This window comes from Pseudomonas sp. FeN3W (assembly GCA_030263805.2).
In the GTDB taxonomy this organism is placed as follows: Bacteria; Pseudomonadota; Gammaproteobacteria; order Pseudomonadales; family Pseudomonadaceae; genus Stutzerimonas; species Stutzerimonas stutzeri_G.
Window position 1 is genome coordinate 1704140 of the sequence record CP136010.1, and the last position, 17265, is coordinate 1721404.

Here is a 17265-nt window from a genome sequence, read left to right on the forward strand (position 1 = left end):
GCTAGCTCCCCGCCTCGAGGCTGTCATCGAGAATGCTCAGGACCAGTTGCTGGAAATCCAGGCCCGCGGCACGCGCCGCCATGGGCACCAGACTGTGATCGGTCATGCCCGGCACGGTATTCACTTCCAGCAGCCAGAAATCGCCGTTGCCGTCCTGCATCACGTCGACACGAGCCCAACCGCGAATACCCACAGCTTCGCAAGCACGCGCCGACAGCGTCTTCAGTTGCTGTTCGCGTACAGCATCGAGGCCACAGGGAATGCGGTACTGGGTATCGGAAGCCAGGTACTTGGCGTCGTAGTCGTAAAAGGTGTGCGGCGTGCCCAGGCCAATCGGTGGCAGTACCTGGCCGTGCAGCACCGCCACGGTGAATTCCGGGCCCTGTATCCACTGCTCGACCAACACCTGCGAGTCATAGCCGCTGGCGGCACGCCAGGCATCGATCAGCTCGGCGAGCCCGCCAACCTTGGCCATGCCGATGCTCGAGCCTTCATGGGCGGGTTTGACGATCAGCGGAAAACCCAAGGTTTCTGCCGCAGCCTTGCAATCGGCTTCCGTAGCCAACACGGCGTGCTGCGGCGTCGGCAAGCCAAGGCTCTGCCAGACCTGCTTGGTGCGCAGTTTGTCCATGGCCAGAGCCGAAGCCAGAATGCCGCTGCCGGTGTAGGGAATGCCGGCGCACTCCAGCAGGCCCTGCATGCTGCCGTCTTCGCCACCACGGCCATGCAGGACGATGAAGGCTCGATCGATACGCTCGCTGCTCAGGCGTTGCAGCAGGTCATCGCCGGCATCGATGCCGAACGCATCCACACCGGCCTCCTGCAATGCGGCGAGCACTGCCGCGCCGGATTTCAGGGAAACTTCGCGTTCGGCGCTCTTGCCCCCGAAGAGTACGGCGACACGACCAAACGCCTTGGGGTCGCGAGTCGAATGCAGGGTCGTCATTTGGATTTCCTCGCGGCGCCATCGCCACCGAACAGCGGACTCTTGAGCAGTTGCGGCGCCAGGCCACCGATATCGCCGGCACCTTGGCAAAGCAGAATGTCGCCGGCACGCAGCAGCGGCTTAACCAGCGGAGCGAGGTCGACGCCACGCTCGACGTAGATCGGGTCCAACTGGCCGCGCTGGCGGATGCTGTGACACAGCTGGCGGCTGTCGGCGCCAGGTATCGGCTCCTCGCCGGCCGGATAGACTTCCATCAGCAGCAACACGTTGGATTCGCCGAGCACCTGCACGAAGTCATCGTAGAGATCACGGGTACGGCTGTAGCGATGAGGCTGATAGACCATGACCAGGCGCCGCTCCGGCCAGCCACCGCGGACTGCCTTGATCACTGCGGCGACTTCGCGGGGGTGATGACCGTAGTCGTCGACCAGCATCACGCTGCCGTCCTCGACCGGTAGATCGCCATAGACCTGAAAGCGGCGGCCGACGCCGGCAAACTCAGCGAGCCCCTGAACGATGGCTTCGTCGTCGATGCCTTCATCGGTGGCAATGGCGATGGTGGCCAGGGCATTCAGCACGTTGTGGTTGCCCGGCATGTTCACTGACACATCCAGAGGCTCACAGCCATCGCGCAGCACTGTGAAGAAGGTACGCATGCCTTGCTGACGGACGTTGGTGGCACGCACGTCGGCGTCTTCACTGAAACCGTAGGTCGTGATCGGCCGGCCGATTTGCGGAATGATCTCGCGAACGAACGGGTCGTCGACGCAGAGCACTGCCAGGCCGTAGAACGGCAGGTTGTGCAGGAACTCGACGAAGGTCTTCTTCAGCTTGCCGAAGTCGCCGCCATAGGTGCTCATATGGTCGGCGTCGATATTGGTCACCACCGCGACCATCGGCTGCAGGTGCAGGAAGCTGGCATCGCTCTCATCCGCCTCGGCGATCAGATAACGGCTGCTGCCCAGTTGCGCGTTGGTACCGGCGGCAGTGAGGCGGCCACCGATGACGAAAGTCGGGTCGAGCCCGCCGGCGGCGAACACCGAAGCCAGCAGACTGGTGGTGGTGGTCTTGCCGTGGGTACCGGCGACGGCGATGCCATGCCGGTAGCGCATCAACTCGGCAAGCATCTCGGCACGCGGTACGACCGGAATACGCTGTTCGAGCGCCAGGGCGACTTCCGGATTGGCCGAGTTGACCGCGCTGGACACCACCAACACGTCGGCGCCGGCAACATTGCCGGCCTGATGGCCGATGAAGATCTGCGCACCGAAGCTCTGCAAGCGAACGGTACTGGCGGATTCCTTGAGATCCGAGCCGGACACCTCGTAGCCGAGATTGAGCAGCACCTCGGCGATGCCGCACATGCCAACCCCGCCGATACCGACAAAGTGAATGCGACGAATGCGCCGCATGCGGCGGACTTCCGCTTTTACCGCGGCGGGAGATTTAGCCACGGGCCACCTCCAGACAGATATCGACCACGCTGCGGGTGGCGTCGGGCCGGGCCAGACGGCGCGCGATAGCGCCCATGGCCTTGAGTTTTTCCGGCTGCATCATTACCTCGGTCAGCTGAGCGGCAAGCACGGCCGCATCAGTCTTAGCTTGCGGCAGAAGGACGGCAGCGCCCTCCTTCGCCAGATATTCGGCATTGCGCGTCTGGTGGTCGTCGATCGCATGCGGCAGCGGTACCAGAAAGGACGGCAGGCCAGCGGCGGCCAGCTCGCAAACGGTGAGCGCGCCGGCACGGCAGATGACCAGATCGGCCCAGGCGTAGGCCCGCGCCATGTCCTTGATGAAGGGCGCGACTTCCGCCTCGACGGCGACTTCGGCATAACGCTGCGTGGTGATGTCGGCGTGCTGCTTGCCGGCCTGATGAAACACCTGCGGCCGCACGTCCGCCGGTACCTGGGCGAGCGCGGCGGGCAGCAGTTTGTTAAGCGGTTCGGCACCGAGGCTGCCGCCCAGTACCAAGAGGCGCGGCCGGCGACCGGCCAGGGTGTCGCGCGGGGTTTCCAGAAACAGCTCCTCACGCACCGGATTGCCGGTGGTACGGCGCTTGGCGCTGGCCCTGAAGGTTTCCGGGAAGGCTTCGCAAACGCGGCTGGAGAGCGGCGCGAGGCTACGATTGGCCGTACCGGCGACAGCGTTCTGTTCGTGAATCACCAAGGGGACCCCGGCCAGCTTGGCAGCCAGGCCGCCCGGACCGGTGACGTAACCGCCCAGCCCCAGCACGCAGACCGGTTGCAGCTCGCGCACGATGCGACGCGCCTGGAACAGCGAGCGAATCAGCTGCAGCGGTGCCTTGATCAGCGAAGCGATGCCCTTGCCGCGCAATCCGCTGACCTGGATCAGATGCAGCGGCAGGCCAGCGGCGGGTACCAGTTCATTCTCGATGCCGCGCGGCGTGCCGAGCCAGTGCACGGCGTAGCCGCGGGCCTGGAACTCACGGGCACAGGCCAGCGCCGGGAATACATGGCCACCGGTGCCGCCGGCCATGATCAATACGTTAGCGGCCATGGGCGGCCTCCTTGGCCAGCGGCTCGGCGAAATCGGCTTCGTCGAACTCGGTGTCCTCGCTGCCCAGCACGGTGCGGCTTTCCCATTCGATGCGCAGCAACAGCGCCATGCTTGCGCAGGTCACCACCAGCGAGCTGCCACCATAACTGAGGAACGGCAGTGTCAGACCCTTGGTCGGCAGCAGCCCGACATTCACGCCTACGTTGATCAGGAACTGGCCCAACCAGAGGAACGCCAGACCCCAGGCGACATAGGCGGCGAAGAACTGCCGAGCCTTCTCTGCCCAGAGACCTATATACAGCGCGCGGATGCCGACGAACGCGAACAGCGCGATGGTGGCCAACGCACCGATCATGCCCAGCTCCTCGGCCAGCACGGAAAATACGAAGTCGGTGTGCGCTTCCGGCAAATAGAACTGCTTCTGCACGCTGTTACCCAGCCCGACGCCGAACCATTCGCCACGCCCAAAGGCGATCAATGCCTGGGTCAGCTGGTAGCCGGCGCCATACTGATCGGCCCAGGGATCGGTGAAAGTAATCAGGCGCTGCAGGCGATACTCCTGGGTCTGCACCAGCACCACCACGGCACCCACCGCGGCGATCACCAGCAGGCTGAAGCGGATCATGCCGACGCCACCGAGAAACAACATCGCCACCGCGGCGCCCATCATGACTACCGTGGCGCCAAAGTCAGGCTCCAGCAGCAGGAGGAATGCCATCGGCAGCAGCACCAGAAACGGCTTGGCGAATCCCCACATGCTCTCGCGGACTTCTTCCTGCCGGCGCACCAGATAGCCGGCCAGGTAGATCACCACGAAGACTTTTGCCAGCTCGGATGGCTGCACGTTGAAGGCGCCGAAACCGATCCAGCGCATGGAGCCGTTTACTTCCCGGCCGATTCCCGGCAGCAGGACCAGGATCAGCAGGCCGAACGCCGCCAGCAGCAGCATCCAGTCCAGGCGCTGCCAGACCGACAGCGGTACCAGCAGCATGGCCGCACCCGCGCCCAGGCCCAGGGCGACATAGATCAGATGCCGAATCATGTGGTAAAGCGAATTGCCGGAGTTGACCGCAGCCACTTCGGATGACGCCGAGGTGATCATCACCAGGCCGAGGCCAAGCAGCGCCAGGCAGCCAGCGAGCATGGGAAAATCAAGATCCAGACCGCGGCGGCCGAACAGAGGCGAAGGTGCATGGCGCAGGAAGGCGAGCATCAGTCGAGCGCCTCCACCGCAGCGGCGAACAGGCGACCGCGCTCTTCGAAATTCTTGAACATGTCCAGACTGGCACAGGCCGGCGACAACAGCACCGCATCGCCCGCTTCGGCGCATTCGGCGGCGCGCTGCACGGCTTCGTCCAGTGTGGCGACATGAACCAGCGTGGTGGTATCGGCCAGTGCGTCAGCAAGACGTTGCGCGTCACGCCCCAGCAGCATTACGGCACGGCAATAGCGCGCAATCGGCGCACGCAACGCGGCGAAGTCTGCGCCCTTGCCATCGCCACCAGCGATCAACACCAGCTTGCCGTCGATATCCGCACCCAGGCCTTCGATCGCTGCCAGCGCGGCACCGACATTGGTGGCCTTAGAATCGTCGTAATAGCTGACGTCGCCACGCTGGCCAACCCACTGGCAGCGATGCGGCAAGCCGGCGAACTGGCGCAGCGTCTCCAGCATCGGCTCGAACGGCAGCCCCACCGCGTGCCCCAGTGCCAGTGCGGCCAGTGCATTGGACTGATTGTGCGCACCGCGCATCCTCAGCTCGCGAACCGGCATCAGCGCATCGAACTGGAACGCCAGGTATTTCTCGCCTTTTTCCTCGAACAGTCCGAAGCCCTTGAAGTCCGGCTTGCCGAGGCCGAAAGTCCAGGTCGGCAGGTCATCCGCGACCAGCGGACGGCTGAGCCGGTCATCGCGATTGATCACCACCTGACGCGCGCCACGGAAAATCCGGTGTTTGGCCTGGTGGTAGGCTGGCAGGCCGCTGTAGCGGTCCATATGGTCTTCGCTGATGTTCAGGCAGGTCGCCACCTCGGCATTGAGCTGCTCGGTGGTCTCCAGCTGAAAGCTGGACAGCTCCAGCACATACAGCTCGACGTCGTCTGCCAGCAGATCCAGCGCCGGCGTGCCCAGGTTACCCCCGACCGCCACCTTGCGCCCTGCCGCCACAGCCATCTCGCCGACCAGCGTGGTCACGGTGCTCTTGGCGTTGGAACCGGTGATCGCGATGATCGGAGCCTTGGCTTCGCGGGCGAACAGCTCGATATCGCCGGACAGCTTGACTCCGCGCGCCGCGGCTTCCTGCAGCGCTGGCGTACTGACGGCCAGACCCGGGCTTACCAGCAGCTCACTGGCGGTGCAGAGAAACTCGACGTCCAGTTCGCCACAGCGCACTTGTACGCCTGGATACTCGGCCTTGAGCGTCGCCAATTCCGGCGGGTTCACACGGGTGTCAGCGACGGCAAACGGCAGGCCACGGCGCGCCAGATGGCGAACCAAAGACATGCCGCTCTTGCCGAGACCGACAACGATGCGGAACTGGTCGGAAGCGATGAGCACTCTCGATTACCTCAGTTTCAGGGTGGCAAGGCCAACGAGCACCAGGATCACGGTAATGATCCAGAAGCGCACGATCACCCGGGGTTCGGGCCAGCCCTTGAGTTCGAAATGGTGGTGGATCGGCGCCATGCGGAACACGCGCTTGCCCGTCAGCTTGAAGCTCGCGACCTGGATCATCACCGACAGGGTTTCCATCACGAACACGCCGCCCATGATGAAGAGCACGACTTCCTGGCGAACGATCACGGCGATGGTGCCCAGCGCCGCGCCGAGCGCCAGCGCACCGACATCGCCCATGAAGACCTGGGCGGGATAGGTGTTGAACCAGAGAAAGCCGAGGCCGGCACCGATCAGCGCGCCGCAGAAGACGATCAGCTCGCCGGCGCCCGGCACGTAAGGAATGAGCAGGTATTCGGCGAAGTTCACGTTGCCGGATAGGTAGCAGAAGATGCCCAGGCCGCCGCCGACCATCACCGTTGGCATGATCGCCAGACCATCGAGGCCGTCGGTCAGGTTGACCGCGTTGCTCGACCCGACGATGACGAAGTAGCTCAACACGACGAAACCGATCCCCAGCGGAATCTCGATGTTCTTCAGCAGCGGCAGAATCAGCGTGGTTTCGACCGGCGTCTGCGCGGTCATATAAAGGAAGAGCGCGGCGCCGAGGCCAAAGACCGATTGCCAGAAATACTTCCAGCGGCTCGGCAAGCCACGGGAGTTCTTCTCGATCACCTTGCGATAGTCATCGACCCAGCCGATCGCGCCGAACAGCAAGGTCACCGCCAGCACCACCCAGACGTAGCGATTGGACAGGTCGGCCCAGAGCAAGGTGCTGATGCTGATGGCGCTGAGGATCAGCGCACCACCCATGGTCGGCGTACCGGATTTGGACAGGTGCGACTGCGGACCATCGGTGCGCACGGACTGGCCGATCTGGCGCATCTGCAGTGTGCGGATCAGCCAGGGGCCCATCCACAGCGACAGCACCAGCGCGGTGAGGACGCCGAGAATTCCACGCAGCGACAGGTACTGAAAGACCGCGAAGCCTTTGTGGAACTGTTGCAGATACTCGGCGAGCAGCAGCAGCATCAATGTTTCTCCATGGATGGCCCAGCGAGCGCATCGACGACTTTGTCCATCGCCGCGCTGCGTGAGCCCTTGATCAAAATGGTGGTACCGCTGCCCTGCTCAGCTCGCAGACTGTCGATAAGGCTGGCCTGGTCGGCGAAGTGCCGGGCGCCTGGCCCGAATGCCTGAATGGCGTGGGCCATCAGAGGCCCGACGGCATAGAGCGTGTCGATCTTGCCAGCGGCATAGGCGCCGACATCGCGATGGCCCTGCTCGGCCCACTCGCCCAGCTCGCCCATATCGCCAAGCACGAGGATGGTGCGACCGGCAAAGCTGGCGAGCACATCGATGGCGGCGCAGATCGATGCCGGATTGGCGTTGTAGCTGTCGTCGATCAGCCGTACTCCATTGCTCAGCATCTGCGCCACGGCTCGCCCCTTGACCGGTTGCAGGCTTTCCAGCCCCGCCACCACGGCCTCGGCCTCGATACCCAGCGCATAGGCCGCCGCGGCTGCCGCCAAGGCGTTGGCCACGTTATGCCGGCCCAGCAGATTGAGCTGGATACGAAGATTCCCCAGCGGGCCGGTCAGCACGAAATTCGGGCAACCGCGCTGGTCGTAGGCGAGCGATCCGGCGGAGAAATCCACGAGGGGGTCGTCCAGGCCGAACGATACGATGCGTTTGCCCGCGGCGCGCTCGGCCCAGGTCGAATAGGCCTTGTCGTCACGGTTGAGCACGGCGGTGCCGGACGCGTTCAGACCATCGAGAATCTCGCCCTTGGCCTCGACGATCTTGTCCGGACCGCCGAACTCACCGACGTGGGCAGTCCCCGCATTGGTGATCACACTGACATCCGGGCGCACCAGATCGACGGTATAGGCAATATCGCCAGGCCGTGAAGCACCGAGTTCGATGACGGCGCTGCGATGACTGGTGCTCAACTCCAACAGCGTCAGTGGCGCACCCAGGTCATTGTTGAGATTGCCACGAGTCGCCAGTACGGCGTCCTGGCCATGGGCGCTGCGCAGAATGCTGGCGAGCATCTCCTTCACGCTGGTCTTGCCGCTGGAGCCGGTGATCGCTGCGACCGGGCCGTTGAATGCGGCGCGATTGAGCGCGCCGAGCTTCCCAAGCGCCAATCGGGTATCGGCAACGATCAGCTGTGGCAAGCCTGCATCTGCAACTTCACGCTCGACCAGCGCTGCAACGGCGCCTTTGCCGGCGACGTCCGCCAGATAGGCATGGCCATCGAAGCGCGGCCCGGCCAGCGCGATGAACAGCTGCCCAGGCTCGATGGCCCGGCTGTCCGTGCTGACGGCAGTGAAGCAGGCATCCGCTCCGACCAGACGGCCAGACAGCGGTAGCTGCAATTCGCTCAGGCGCATCGACTCAAGCATTGGCCTTCTCCCAGGTGGACAGCGCCCTGCAGGCTTCCTCGATATCGGAGAATGGCAAGCGTTCGCCGCGGGTTTCCTGATAGTCCTCGTGACCTTTACCGGCCAGCACGACCACGTCCTCCGCTCGCGCGGCCTTGATCAGACTGGCGATCGCCTGCGCACGACCATGGCTGAAAGTGACCGCCGCAGGATTGCTGAACCCCGAACGGATACCCTCGACAATCTGTTCTGGCGCCTCGTTGCGCGGATTGTCATCGGTGACCACGACACCGTCAGCCAGACGCTCCGCGACTTCAGCCATCAGCGGACGCTTGCCGGTATCACGATCACCGCCGCAACCGAACAGGCAAAGCAGCCTGCCGCGCGCATGTGGACGCAGGGCAGTGAGGACTTTCTCCAGCGCATCGGGCGTGTGTGCGTAGTCGACCACGATCAGTGGATGGTCGCCGCCACCCAGGCGCTGCATGCGGCCTGCCGGGCCTTGGAGTTCAGGCAGCACCGCCAGGATTTCGTCCAACGGATAGTCCATGCCTAGCAGAGCGCCGACAGCGGCCAATACATTACTGACGTTGAAACGCCCGAGCAGGGGGCTGCGCAACGAGCGCTCGCCCTGCGGTGTGATCAGCCGGGCATGGATGCCGTCGTCGTCGAGCCGCGCTTCGGCGCAGAACAGGTAGGCGGAAGGATCTTCCAGACTGTAGGTGATCAGGCGTGACTCGCGCCCCTCGCCGGCCAGCACGCGGCCAAAGGCATCGTCGAGGTTGATTACCCGACAGCTCAGTCCAGGCACTTCGAACAGGCGCGCTTTGGCCGCACCATACGCATCCATGCTGCCGTGGTAGTCGAGGTGGTCACGCGACAGATTGGTGAACACGGCGACATCGAAATCCAGGGCCGCGACGCGGCCCTGATCGAGACCATGCGAGGACACCTCCATCGCTACCGCGCGAGCGCCCTCTTGCTTGAGATTCGCCAGCGTCGCCTGCACGCCAATGGCGTCCGGCGTGGTATGGCGACCCAACTCCAGCTGTCCGTGGAAGCCGGTGCCAAGCGTGCCAATGATGCCGCAGGGTTCGCCGAGCCGATCGAGCGCCTGGGCAATCAGCTGGCTGACGCTGGTCTTGCCGTTGGTTCCGGTCACACCGACCAGGTGCAGGTTGCGGCTGGGCTCGCCGTAGAAGCGGCCGGCGATCGCCGACAGCTGTTCTGCCAGATGCAGCACTGGAACCATGACCGCATTGCCGATCAGCGCCTGGTCGAGGCCTTCGGCCTCATAAGCGACCGCGGCCGCGCCACGAGCGATGGCATCCTGTATGTGATCGCGACCATCGAACTGCAAGCCCGGCACAGCGAGGAACAGGTCGCCGCCGCGGACCTTGCGGCTGTCGAGCGTCAACTCGCGGATCAGCACGTCGCTGCCGGCCTGAGGCAGCAGGTGGTTCAATGGCATCGGCATCAGATCCGCCCTCCCTTGCCTTTTGCCGCTTCGGCAGTCTGTAGCTCGGCAGGCGGCGGCAGATTGTCCGGTGCGACATTCATCAGCCGCAGGGCGCGCGCCATGACCTTGCCAAACACCGGTGCGGCGACCAGTCCGCCGTAGTACTGCCCTTTGCTCGGCTCGTCGACGACGACCACCGCAGCGATGCGCGGATTGGAAAGCGGGGCAACCCCGGCGAAGAACGAGCGATAGGCGTCTTTGGTGTAGCCGCCAGTGCCGGAAATCTTTTTCGCGGTGCCACTCTTGCCGCCGACGTGATAGCCCGGCACCTTGGCCCGAGCACCGCCGCCGCCTTCTTCTTCCACGACCGCGCGCAGCATCTGCAGAACGGTGCCGGAGATCTCTTTGTCGATGACCTGCACGCCGTCCTGGGTGCGATCGAGGCGCAGCAGAGAGAGCGGTACGTTGCTGCCCTGGTTACCCAGTACGGCATACGCATGCGCCAACTGCACGGCGGTCACCGACAGGCCATAGCCGTAGGCGAGCGAAGCCGTCTCAGCGTCCCGCCACTTGCGATGATTGGGCAGATTGCCGACGCGCTCACCGGGGAAACCCAGCCCGGTGTCCTGGCCGAAACCGGCTTGCTGCATCACGGCGTATACCGGCTCGGCGCCGATATCCAGGGCGATCTTGCTGATGCCGACGTTGCTCGACTTCATCAGGATTCCGGTCAGCGTCAGCATGCCGCCACGAGACACATCACGAATCGTGTAGCGGCCGATGCGCATCCAGCCTGGCAAGGTATTGACGACCGAGTCCGGCTGATATTTGCCGGTACCCAACGCAGCCGCGATGCTGAAAGGCTTGACGGTTGAACCGGGCTCGAAGACGTCGATCATGGCGCGATTGCGCATTGCCGCTGGCTGCAGATTGCGTCGATTGTTCGGGTTATAGGTAGGCTGATTGGCCATGGCGAGAATCTCGCCGGTCTTGACGTCGACCATCACCAGGCTGGCGGCTTTGGCGCCGTATTCCTGCACGACGTTGCGCAGCTCGCTGTGCGCAAGGTACTGCAGGCGCAGATCGATCGACAGTGCCATCGCCTTGCCGGCCTTGGCGTTCTTCACGACCTGAACGTCCTTGATCAGTCGACCGCGACGGTCCTTGAGCACCTGACGCTTGCCTGGCACACCAGCCAGCCACTCGTCATAAGCGAGCTCCATGCCCTCACGACCACGGTCATCGATGTCGGTAAAGCCGACCACATGGGCAGCCACTTCGCCAGCCGGATAGAACCGACGAAATTCTTCCTGGGCATAAACGCCAGGAATCTTCAGATCGAGCACTTCCTGGCCCTGCTCTGGGGTAAGCCCGCGCACCAGATAGATGAACTCGCGCGACGCCTGCGAGCTGAGGCGCTCACTCAGCGTGGCAGCATCCTGACCCAGCGCCTTGGCCAGGTCCGGCCAGCGTGTCTTCGCCGCCTGCAGTTCTTTGGGGTTACCCCACAGCGTGGTAACTGGCGTGCTCACTGCGAGCGGCTCGCCGTTGCGGTCGGTGATCAGTCCGCGGTGCGCGGGGATCGGAATGTGGCGAACGCTGCGCGCATCGCCCTGCTCCTTGAGAAAGCCCTGGTCCATGACCTGCAGATCGACGATGCGCCAGACGATCGCCCCCACGAGCAGCGCCAGCAGCGCCAGCACGATGCGAAAGCGCCAAGGATAGAGCGCGCCCTGGAGCCTCATGGCTTCACCAACCGGACATCGGCGGCCGCCGGAATGTGCATGCGCAGTTGCTCGGTCGCGAGGACCTCGATGCGGCTGTGGGCCGTCCAGGTGCTCTGCTCGAGGATCAGCCGACCCCATTCGGCCTGGGCCTTGTCACGCACGCTCAGCTCACCGTAGAGCTCGTTGAGTAACTGACGATTCCAATGCGCGGAATAAGCCACCGCGATCGCCGACAGCAGAACGCTGACGAACAGCACCAGCATCAGCAGGCTGCCGCTGGGCATGGAGCGCATTACCCGGCTCACCGCAGCTTCTCCGCCACGCGCATCACCGCGCTGCGCGAGCGCGGGTTCGCCCTGACCTCGGCATCGGAAGCGTACTGCGGCTTGCCGAGCAGCTTCAGGCGCGGCTCGAACGCCTTCGGAATGATGGGCAGGTCGCGTGGCAGCTTGTCCGCCTCGCCCTTGGCATGGCGGCGCATGAACTGCTTGACGATGCGATCTTCCAGCGAATGAAAGCTGATAACGACCAGGCGGCCACCCACTTCCAGCGCCTCCAGAGCCGCATCAAGGCCCTGCTCCAGGTCGCCCAGCTCATTGTTGATATAGATGCGCAGCCCCTGAAACGCACGAGTCGCCGGATTCTTGCCTTTCTCCCAAGCCGGATTGGCCTCGGTCAAGACCTTAGCGAGATCGGCGGTTCGCTCGAAAGGCGCCTCTTCGCGGCGCTGCACCACCGCACGAGCCATGCGTTTGGCGAAGCGCTCCTCGCCATAATCCTTGAACACCCGGGCGATCTCGCCTTCATCGGCGTGCGCTATCCACGCGGCCGCACTGACGCCTCGGTTGGGATCCATGCGCATGTCCAGAGGACCGTCGTTAAGAAAACTGAAGCCGCGTTCGGGATCGTCCAGCTGCGGAGACGAAACGCCCAGATCCAGCAGGACACCGCTGATAGTTCCGCTCCAGCCGCGCTGCGCCACTTCTTCGCCCAACTCGGCAAAACTTCTCTGCACAACGACAAAGCGGCCGTCCTCGGCCGCCAGTGCTTGCCCCGTAGCGATAGCTAACGGGTCCTTGTCGAAACCCAGCAATAGGCCATCAGGCCCAAGCTGCTGAAGCAGTAGCCGGCTGTGGCCACCGCGCCCAAAGGTGCCATCCAGATAGCGACCGTCCGGGCGCACGTTCAGCGCCGCGACGGCTTCGTCGAGCAACACGGTGATATGTCGCAAGCTGCTGATCTGGTTCACAGGATTAGGTCACGTAGTTCTTCCGGCAGACCGCCGGGTTGCTTGATGGCCGCCAGGTCCGCGTCAGAAACCGCGTTCCAGTCGTCCTCGTTCCACAGTTGAAACTTGTTCAGCTGCCCTACCAACATCGCGCGCTTGTCCAAGCGGGCGTACTCACGAAGACGCGGCGGCACCACAACGCGGCCACTGCCATCCATTTCCAGATCGACAGCATTACCAATCAGCAGGCGCTGCAGGCGACGGGCCTCTTCACGCAGGGAGGGCAATTCGCGGAGCTTGGCTTCGATCAGCTCCCACTCGGGCAGGGGGTAGATGCACAAGCAGCGGTCCACGGCATCGATCGTGATAATCAGCTGGCCATCGCCACGGGAATTCAGCTCGTCGCGATACCGGCTGGGCATGGCTAGCCGGCCTTTGGCGTCGAGACTGATGGCGTTAGCTCCGCGAAACACGGCTGCGCTTCCCCTAAATTAGCTATCCATGCCCATATTTACCCACTTTCTGCCACTTCCTACCACTTGCGCGCACTATAGAAACGCACCTACCCCACCGTCAAGGCGAGCCAGACGGGAAAAAGCCTTACGGAGCGGCAATTTAGCGACGCTGAGAGGTAATTCGAACGGAAGATCAGCAGAGATGAGAAAACATCTCTAGGAGCCACAGGGAGCTGCCCAACAAAGTTAAAGTACTTTGTTAAGAGCAAGAATCTTTCGGAATTAAAAATGGGGTATTACGAAGGAAGAAAGGAGGAGAGTCGATCTGTAAGCCGGGTTCTGTCGAGGACAGCCATTCCTCTACGACAGCCATCGCTGACTGCCTCTAGCAACCTACCCGGATCCAGCGCGGGCCACGCCGATGGATCCCTATTTGGTCTTGCTCCAAGTGGGGTTTACCTAGCCACGGACTGTTGCCAGCCGTGCGGTGCGCTCTTACCGCACCTTTTCACCCTTACCGGCACCGAAGCGCTTAGGCGGTTATTTTCTGTGGCACTTTCCGTAGGCTCGCGCCTCCCAGGCGTTACCTGGCACTTCGCCCTATGGAGCCCGGACTTTCCTCCCTCCCTTTTTGCGGAACAAAAAGAGACAGCGACTGTCCGATCGACTCTCCAGGCGCCAGAGTATCGCCGCAAGGCGCTGCCTGCAAGCTCGCCAGGCGGCACGAGCCCCAGGGCCACCTCCTATTTGCGTTCCAGCGCCGCCTGGTACAGCAGATTCTTACGCAACCCGGTGATATCGGCCGCGATTGCGGCCGCCCGCTTGAGCGGCATTTCTGCCAACAGCAGATCAAGCACCCGGAGCGCCTCTGCATTCACCGCACTCTCATCCTGGGGAGGGTGCCATCCCTCTACAAGCACCACGCACTCGCCCCGCTGCTGATTGCTGTCAGCCTCGACCCACGCGCACAATTCACTCAGCGGCAGCCCTTTCAGCGTCTCGAATGTCTTGGTCAACTCTCGGCCTAGCACGGCCATTCGATCACCACCGAACACCTCCTGGAAGTCGCCGAGCGATTCCAGTATGCGGTGAGGGGCCTCGTAGAAGATCAGGGTGCGCGGCTCTTCTTTCAGCGCTTCGAGCCGCGCACGCCGCGCAGCTGCCTTGGCCGGCAGAAAGCCTTCGAAGATGAAGCGATCCGATGGCAACCCAGCCGCGGATAGCGCAGCAATCAGCGCGCAAGCACCCGGCACCGGCACTACAGCGACCCCTGCGGCACGCGCCTGGCGCACCAGGTGATAACCCGGATCGGAAATCAATGGCGTGCCCGCATCGGAGATCAGCGCAACACCCTCTCCAGCCAGCAGGCGCCCGATGAATCGCCCCCCTTCTTCACGCTCGTTATGCTCGTGGCAGGCTGCCAACGGCGTCTGAATACCGAAGTGCGCAAGCAAACGGGACGAGTGCCGGGTATCCTCCGCGGCGATCAACGACACCTCTCGCAGCACACGCAGCGCTCGGGCACTGATGTCCTCCAGATTGCCGATCGGTGTGGCGACGACATAAAGCGTACCCACTCCGGAATTCGCATCACCGCTGGCAGTCACAAGGGCTTACCTCTGTCACGGAAATGCGCATTGTAGCCCGATTCACCGCCGCAACATCGCGGCCACTTCAGTGCTTGGGTACAATCCGCCAACACTCGCCAGTGCTTTCAGGAACGAACAAACAATGGCTTGCTTACGCCCCCTCCTACTCCTGTGCGTCGCAATCATGCTCGCAGCTTGCGCCAGCTCTCCCTCTTCTAATCTGGGCGAACTGCCTCGCACCCCACAGGCTTCCACCCAGCAACTACTGGAGAAAGCCAACCAAAGCGACCCCGAACAAGCCGCACAGCTGCGCTTAGCCGCCGCAGACCAGAGCATTCAACAGGGCAACCATGCCCAGGCACGCAGCATCCTGGAAAAAATCCAGCTGGATGCACTTAAACCAGCGCAGCAGATTTTCGCACTGACACTACAGGCCGAAATTGCATTAGCCGATGACAAACCTGAGCAAGCCGAACAAGCACTGCAGCACCCAGCATTCGAACGCCTAGGCGAACTGCCAGTGGCACAGCAGGTTCGCAGCCAACTCGCGCGAGCGAAAGCGCTGGAGGCGACCAACAAGCCTCTCGCGGCTGCGCGCGAACGGGTTTTCACAGCACCGCTCCTGAGTGGTGAGCAAGCCAGGACCAACCACGAAGCCATCTGGAAACTCATATCCGCCCTTCCGGAGCAGCAACTACAGAGCGCGGCGGATGCCGATCTTGCCGGCTGGCAAACGTTGGCGCTATCACTGAAGCGCGCTGGCACCGTTGCCCAGCAACAGCGCGCCATCGACGATTGGATTGCGCAGAACCCCCAACACCCTGCCGCACAACGACTTCCTGAGCCGCTACAGAAACTTCGTGAGCTGGCCGATCAACCGCTGAACAACATCGCACTGCTGCTCCCAATGGACGGCCAGCTGGCAAGCGTCGCGCGCGCCCTGCGTGATGGTTTCCTCGCGGCACACCTGCACGCGCAACAATCCGGCCAGGCACTGCGCATCGTGCTGTATGACAGCAGCCGCATGACATCCATCGACGAGTTCTACCGACAAGCCCAGGCCGCCGGAGTACAACTGGTCGTGGGCCCTCTGGAAAAAGATCTGGTTCGCCAACTGGCCGACAGAGATCAGCTACCGATCACGACGCTCGCCCTGAACTACAGCGACGCCGGTCAGCGCACCCCACCACAACTCTTCCAGTTCGGCCTGGCTGCCGAGGACGAAGCCCGTGAAGTTGCCCGTCGCGCATGGGCGGACGGCCATCGCCGCGCCATCGCACTGGCACCTCGTGGAGACTGGGGCGGACGGATTCTGGATGCCTTCCGCCAGAGCTGGGAAGAAGCCGGCGGAACACTGGTTGCCGCCGAACCATTGGCCGAGCCCGTGCAACTGGCCAACCAGATCGCCGATCTGCTGCAACTGCGCAATAGCGAGAGTCGCGCAGGACGGGTCAGCAGCATTACGGACACCTCGACGAGCAACCAACCCACTCGCCGGCAGGACGTCGATTTCCTCTTCCTGGCAGCCACTCCACAACAGGCCCAGCAAGTCAGGCCGACCCTGATCTTCCAATATGCCGGCGACCTTCCGGTATATGCCACATCTCACCTGCATGCGGCCAGCCACGATCGCACCCAATACCTGGACCTCGAAGGCATTCGTTTCGCAGAAACCCCCTGGCTACTGAACGACCAGCTTCCATTACGCCAGGAAGTCGAGCAGAAATGGCCGCAGGCAGGCGGTAGCCTGGGACGACTGTACGCAATGGGTGCAGACGCCTACCTCCTCGCACCGCGACTGAATCAACTGCTGGCGCTACCGGACACCCAACTAGACGGGTTCTCCGGCACCCTCAGCCTGAACCCGCAGCAGCGCGTCGAGCGTCAGCTTCCATGGGCCGAGTTTCGCGACGGCGAGGTCCAGCGCCTGGACAATACGCAGCAATGAGCGACAACCAGAGCAGCGGACGCTCTGCCGAAGCACTCGCGCTGCGCCACCTGTGCGATCAGGGCCTGCGCCTGCTGACGCGCAACTGGTCCTGCCGCAGCGGCGAGCTTGATCTGGTCATGCTCGACGGCGATACAGTAGTATTCGTCGAGGTCCGCTACAGGCGCTACGCCGCCTGGGGTGGCGCCCTCGAAAGCGTCGATGCGCGCAAGCAGCAGAAGCTGATCAAGGCTGCCCAGCTCTTCTTGCAGAAGGAAAGCCGCTGGGCCCGGAGGCCTTGTCGCTTCGACGTCGTTGCGATCGCATCAGCCGGGCAGACCGAGAATCTGAACTGGATCCGCAACGCATTTGACAGCTGAACGATTCATTACGCAGCGACTGCTGCACGATGCCGCC

The 17265-nt window shown here is 63.2% G+C and carries 15 protein-coding genes and 1 other RNA gene; 2 read left to right on the plus strand and 14 right to left on the minus strand.

Annotation, left to right across the window (positions count from 1 at the left end; all coding sequences use genetic code 11):
• Window position 1: 1 nt before the first annotated feature.
• The 14 genes from P5704_008090 to rsmI form a co-directional block, all read right to left on the minus strand.
• Window positions 2-946 carry a D-alanine--D-alanine ligase gene (locus P5704_008090; protein WOF80421.1) on the minus strand — a complete coding sequence of 315 codons (945 nt, stop codon included), beginning with the start codon at window positions 944-946 and terminating at the stop codon, window positions 2-4.
• Window positions 943-2358, minus strand: coding sequence for a UDP-N-acetylmuramate--L-alanine ligase (murC, locus tag P5704_008095; protein WOF81190.1), 1416 nt, complete (start codon window positions 2356-2358; stop codon window positions 943-945). The genes P5704_008090 and murC overlap by 4 nt, the downstream gene beginning before the upstream one ends.
• A 34-nt stretch (window positions 2359-2392) precedes the next feature.
• Window positions 2393-3463 carry an undecaprenyldiphospho-muramoylpentapeptide beta-N-acetylglucosaminyltransferase gene (gene murG / locus P5704_008100; GenBank protein ID WOF80422.1) on the minus strand — a complete coding sequence of 357 codons (1071 nt, stop codon included), beginning with the start codon at window positions 3461-3463 and terminating at the stop codon, window positions 2393-2395.
• Window positions 3453-4676 (minus strand): putative lipid II flippase FtsW, encoded by a 1224-nt coding sequence (ftsW, locus tag P5704_008105; GenBank protein WOF80423.1) that lies wholly within the window; start codon window positions 4674-4676, stop codon window positions 3453-3455. The genes murG and ftsW overlap by 11 nt, the downstream gene beginning before the upstream one ends.
• Complete coding sequence (murD, locus tag P5704_008110; GenBank protein ID WOF81191.1) at window positions 4676-5965, minus strand: UDP-N-acetylmuramoyl-L-alanine--D-glutamate ligase; 1290 nt, start codon at window positions 5963-5965, stop codon at window positions 4676-4678. The genes ftsW and murD overlap by 1 nt, the downstream gene beginning before the upstream one ends.
• A gap of 60 nt (window positions 5966-6025) precedes the next feature.
• The gene (gene mraY / locus P5704_008115) at window positions 6026-7108 is read right to left on the minus strand and encodes a phospho-N-acetylmuramoyl-pentapeptide-transferase (GenBank protein ID WOF80424.1); all 1083 of its coding nucleotides are present in this window, start codon (window positions 7106-7108) and stop codon (window positions 6026-6028) included.
• Window positions 7108-8484, minus strand: a complete 1377-nt coding sequence (murF, locus tag P5704_008120) for a UDP-N-acetylmuramoyl-tripeptide--D-alanyl-D-alanine ligase (GenBank protein ID WOF80425.1) — start codon at window positions 8482-8484, stop codon at window positions 7108-7110. Before murF ends, mraY begins: the two co-directional genes overlap by 1 nt.
• Window positions 8477-9940 carry a UDP-N-acetylmuramoyl-L-alanyl-D-glutamate--2,6-diaminopimelate ligase gene (locus tag P5704_008125; GenBank protein ID WOF80426.1) on the minus strand — a complete coding sequence of 488 codons (1464 nt, stop codon included), beginning with the start codon at window positions 9938-9940 and terminating at the stop codon, window positions 8477-8479. Before P5704_008125 ends, murF begins: the two co-directional genes overlap by 8 nt.
• Window positions 9940-11667 (minus strand): penicillin-binding transpeptidase domain-containing protein, encoded by a 1728-nt coding sequence (locus P5704_008130; GenBank protein WOF80427.1) that lies wholly within the window; start codon window positions 11665-11667, stop codon window positions 9940-9942. Before P5704_008130 ends, P5704_008125 begins: the two co-directional genes overlap by 1 nt.
• On the minus strand, window positions 11664-11954 hold the full coding sequence (gene ftsL, locus P5704_008135; protein ID WOF80428.1) for a cell division protein FtsL: 291 nt from the start codon (window positions 11952-11954) through the stop codon (window positions 11664-11666). Before ftsL ends, P5704_008130 begins: the two co-directional genes overlap by 4 nt.
• Window positions 11951-12898: a 16S rRNA (cytosine(1402)-N(4))-methyltransferase RsmH gene (rsmH, locus tag P5704_008140; GenBank protein ID WOF80429.1), complete on the minus strand. Its 948-nt coding sequence runs from the start codon at window positions 12896-12898 to the stop codon at window positions 11951-11953. The genes ftsL and rsmH overlap by 4 nt, the downstream gene beginning before the upstream one ends.
• A complete protein-coding gene (mraZ, locus tag P5704_008145) occupies window positions 12895-13350 on the minus strand; it encodes a division/cell wall cluster transcriptional repressor MraZ (GenBank protein WOF80430.1) in 456 nt (151 codons plus the stop codon). Before mraZ ends, rsmH begins: the two co-directional genes overlap by 4 nt.
• Window positions 13351-13644: 294 nt before the next feature.
• Window positions 13645-14003, minus strand: an RNA gene (rnpB, locus tag P5704_008150) — RNase P RNA component class A.
• A 72-nt stretch (window positions 14004-14075) separates the two neighbouring features.
• Window positions 14076-14939 carry a 16S rRNA (cytidine(1402)-2'-O)-methyltransferase gene (rsmI, locus tag P5704_008155; GenBank protein WOF80431.1) on the minus strand — a complete coding sequence of 288 codons (864 nt, stop codon included), beginning with the start codon at window positions 14937-14939 and terminating at the stop codon, window positions 14076-14078.
• 124 nt (window positions 14940-15063) lie between these two features.
• Here rsmI and P5704_008160 point away from each other — a divergent pair, with 124 nt between their 5' ends.
• Window positions 15064-16869, plus strand: a complete 1806-nt coding sequence (locus P5704_008160) for a penicillin-binding protein activator (GenBank protein WOF80432.1) — start codon at window positions 15064-15066, stop codon at window positions 16867-16869.
• On the plus strand, window positions 16866-17228 hold the full coding sequence (locus tag P5704_008165) for a YraN family protein (GenBank protein WOF80433.1): 363 nt from the start codon (window positions 16866-16868) through the stop codon (window positions 17226-17228). The genes P5704_008160 and P5704_008165 overlap by 4 nt, the downstream gene beginning before the upstream one ends.
• Window positions 17229-17265: the final 37 nt, after the last annotated feature.

Excerpts from the sequence above, each read along its gene's own strand:
- P5704_008090 (WOF80421.1), bottom strand. The coding sequence starts at position 946 with ATGACGACCCTGCATTCGACTCGCGACCCCAAGGCGTTTGGTCGTGTC.
- murC (WOF81190.1), bottom strand. The coding sequence starts at position 2,358 with ATGCGGCGCATTCGTCGCATTCACTTTGTCGGTATCGGCGGGGTTGGC.
- murG (WOF80422.1), bottom strand. The coding sequence starts at position 3,463 with ATGGCCGCTAACGTATTGATCATGGCCGGCGGCACCGGTGGCCATGTA.
- ftsW (WOF80423.1), bottom strand. The coding sequence starts at position 4,676 with ATGCTCGCCTTCCTGCGCCATGCACCTTCGCCTCTGTTCGGCCGCCGC.
- murD (WOF81191.1), bottom strand. The coding sequence starts at position 5,965 with ATGTCTTTGGTTCGCCATCTGGCGCGCCGTGGCCTGCCGTTTGCCGTC.
- mraY (WOF80424.1), bottom strand. The coding sequence starts at position 7,108 with ATGCTGCTGCTGCTCGCCGAGTATCTGCAACAGTTCCACAAAGGCTTC.
- murF (WOF80425.1), bottom strand. The coding sequence starts at position 8,484 with ATGCTTGAGTCGATGCGCCTGAGCGAATTGCAGCTACCGCTGTCTGGC.
- P5704_008125 (WOF80426.1), bottom strand. The coding sequence starts at position 9,940 with ATGCCGATGCCATTGAACCACCTGCTGCCTCAGGCCGGCAGCGACGTG.
- P5704_008130 (WOF80427.1), bottom strand. The coding sequence starts at position 11,667 with ATGAGGCTCCAGGGCGCGCTCTATCCTTGGCGCTTTCGCATCGTGCTG.
- P5704_008160 (WOF80432.1), top strand. The coding sequence starts at position 15,064 with ATGGCTTGCTTACGCCCCCTCCTACTCCTGTGCGTCGCAATCATGCTC.
- P5704_008165 (WOF80433.1), top strand. The coding sequence starts at position 16,866 with ATGAGCGACAACCAGAGCAGCGGACGCTCTGCCGAAGCACTCGCGCTG.